At 68.5% G+C, this 2,446-nt stretch carries 2 protein-coding genes; both read right to left on the bottom strand.

What is annotated here, in order from left to right; genetic code table 11:
• Window positions 1-135: 135 nt before the first annotated feature.
• Window positions 136-1,632 carry a S10 family peptidase gene (locus tag QRO93_RS00120; protein WP_053449338.1) on the bottom strand — a complete coding sequence of 499 codons (1,497 nt, stop codon included), beginning with the start codon at window positions 1,630-1,632 and terminating at the stop codon, window positions 136-138.
• A gap of 109 nt (window positions 1,633-1,741) precedes the next feature.
• On the bottom strand, window positions 1,742-2,320 hold the full coding sequence (locus QRO93_RS00115; RefSeq protein WP_180878732.1) for a GNAT family N-acetyltransferase: 579 nt from the start codon (window positions 2,318-2,320) through the stop codon (window positions 1,742-1,744).
• Window positions 2,321-2,446: the final 126 nt, after the last annotated feature.

Here is a 2,446-nt window from a genome sequence, read left to right as displayed (position 1 = left end):
GCCGCGGCCAAGCCCCCAGGGACGGGTTCACGGCGTCCCCCGCAACCGGACCCATCCCGCCAACCCACTGGAACCCGGCTTTTGACGTTGCCGTTGCCGTCAGCGGGTGCCGGGCCGCAGGCCCGGCCGAACACCTCAATTACGCTGGAACAGCGCCTGCACATCCCTGCGGAACGCCGCCTGGCTGTCCGCCCGGCTGTAGAACATGTGCCCGCCCGGATAGCTGCGCACCTGCACGCGATCCGGGTTGCTGCCCATCGCCGGCATCTGGTCCACCGTCAGGATCGACCCCATGAACGGACACGACAGGTCGTTCCAGCCATGCACGATCAGCACCTGCAGATGCGGATCGATCGCCACCGCCTGCCGCAACTGGGTCACCGCACCCTGGCGCAGCTCACCATTGCGGTCCCACAGCCGGTTCACGTCGTAGTTCAGTGCCTGGTAGCGCGCATCCACCTTCCAGCCGACCACGCGGGTCACGAAGTCGACCATCGCCGTGGTGGTCGGCGCGATGATGCTGTCCAGCAGCGGATCATTGGCGCGCTGCTCCGGATCGTTCGGGAACGGATCGAATGCGGTCACGTTGGAATCGTAGCGGCTGCCCAGCGTGCCCTTGTCGCGGAACACTTCACGCAGGTACGCCTGCGTTTCCAGGCGGCCACCGGCGCGGCGCACGAACTGTGGGTCCAGTCCAGTCAGCTCGGTCACCCTGCGCAGCATCGCTTCGGTCGCCTGCGGATCGCTGCGGCCCTTCATCAGCGCCGTCGCGTAGTCGCCGCGGGTGTATTCGACCACCTCGCGCATCGCTGCATCGGTCAGCCTGCCCTGGCGCTCCAGGTGCGCGGCGGCAATTGACGGCAGCGTCTGCATCCAGGCCATCGGCGAGACATCGGCGTTGTCTTCCAGGGTCGGGCTCAGATAGGGCGAGACCAGCACCAGGCCGTTCATCGCCACGCCCAGCCGGGTCTGCAGGAAGTGGGTGATGCGCGGGCCGCGATAACCGCCATAGCTCTCGCCGGTCAGGTACTTGCGTGAGGCCATGCGCTGGTTGCGCAGCAGCCAGTCGTAGATCGAGCGCGACAGGTACTCGATGTCGGCGCTGGGGTTGTACAGCGCTTTCTTGGCTTCGTCATCGCCGATGCGTGCACGGCTGAAGCCGGTGCCGACCGGATCGATGAACACCAGGTCGGTGAAGTCCAGCCAGGTACCCGGATTGTCATGCAGGGTAGCCGGCGCCGAGGCGCTGTCGCCCTCCGAACCGAAGGTCACCACCTTGGGCCCGATCGCGCCCATGTTGAGGTAGACCGACGACGCGCCGGGCCCGCCATTGAGCGCGAAGGTCACCGGCCGGTCCTTGCCCGGCATCGTGTAGGCGGTGAACACCACGTCGGCGATCACCTTGCCCTTGGCATCGCGCACCGGCAGGGTGCCGACGGTGGCGGTGTAGTCCAGGGTGCGGCCGGCCAGGTGCATGCTCTGGCGTGCCGACGCATCGGCCGGCAGGGCGGGCGCTTCGGTCTTGTCGTCTTTCGGATCGGGCTTGGCCTCGGCGTCGGGCGCGGCCAGCACGCTGGCCGGGGCGATGAGCAGGCCGACGCAGAGCGCGGCGATATGCAGCAGGGACTTCATGGCACCGTTTCGGCAGCGGAAGGGGGTTCCGATGCTAGGCCGGGGAGGGCCGCGCCGTATGTGTCCAAAGGCATGTCCGCAGGCTGCAGCCTCCAGCAGCCAGATTGGGTCAAGCGGGCAGGGCGGCGGCCGCGTCGTCGTCGGCCAGCAGGCCGTAGACGGCCGAGTCAGAGGGTTCCCCCTGGATTCGCCAGCGCTGCCGCAGCACGCCCTCGCGGTGGAAGCCCAGCCGTTCCAGCACGTGTGCGGAAGGCGCATTGCGCGGGTCTATCTCGGCTTCGACCCGATGCAGGCGCAGCGTGCGGAACAGATAGGCCAGCACCTGCTGCAGCGCCTCGTGCATGTAGCCCTGGCCCTGCTGGTCGGGCGCCAGCAGGTAGCCGATCTCGGCGCGCGCGGCGTCACGGTCCACGGCGAACACCACGCAGATGCCAAGCAGCGGGCCGTCCATGGATTCGCGCACGGCCAGTTTCAGCTGGGTGCCGATGGCATGGGCGGCAAGATCGTCATCGATCTGTTCGCGCGCCTCGGCCGGTCGTGTCCAGGCCGGGTGGTTCCACCAGCGCATCACGTCCGGGTCCGACTGCAGTACGAACAACGCGGCAGCGTCGTCGCGGCGGATCGGGCTCAGCACCAGCCGCGCGCTGTGCAGCGGCAGGCCGGGGAACAGCTGCGAGTGGCTGGCCAATACGGTGGTCCACGCGGATGGACGCGCATTATGGCGCCGCCGGGTTTGCCGATGGGGGCGGGATGAGTCCGGCCGCCAGCCGGTAGTGCCTGCCTCCAACTGGTAGTGGGGGGGGGGGGGGGGGGG

The sequence above is a fragment of the Stenotrophomonas maltophilia group sp. Smal17 genome (assembly GCF_030237045.1).
Lineage (GTDB): Bacteria > Pseudomonadota > Gammaproteobacteria > Xanthomonadales > Xanthomonadaceae > Stenotrophomonas > Stenotrophomonas forensis.
This window is presented reverse-complemented; position numbering and strand designations above follow the sequence as displayed.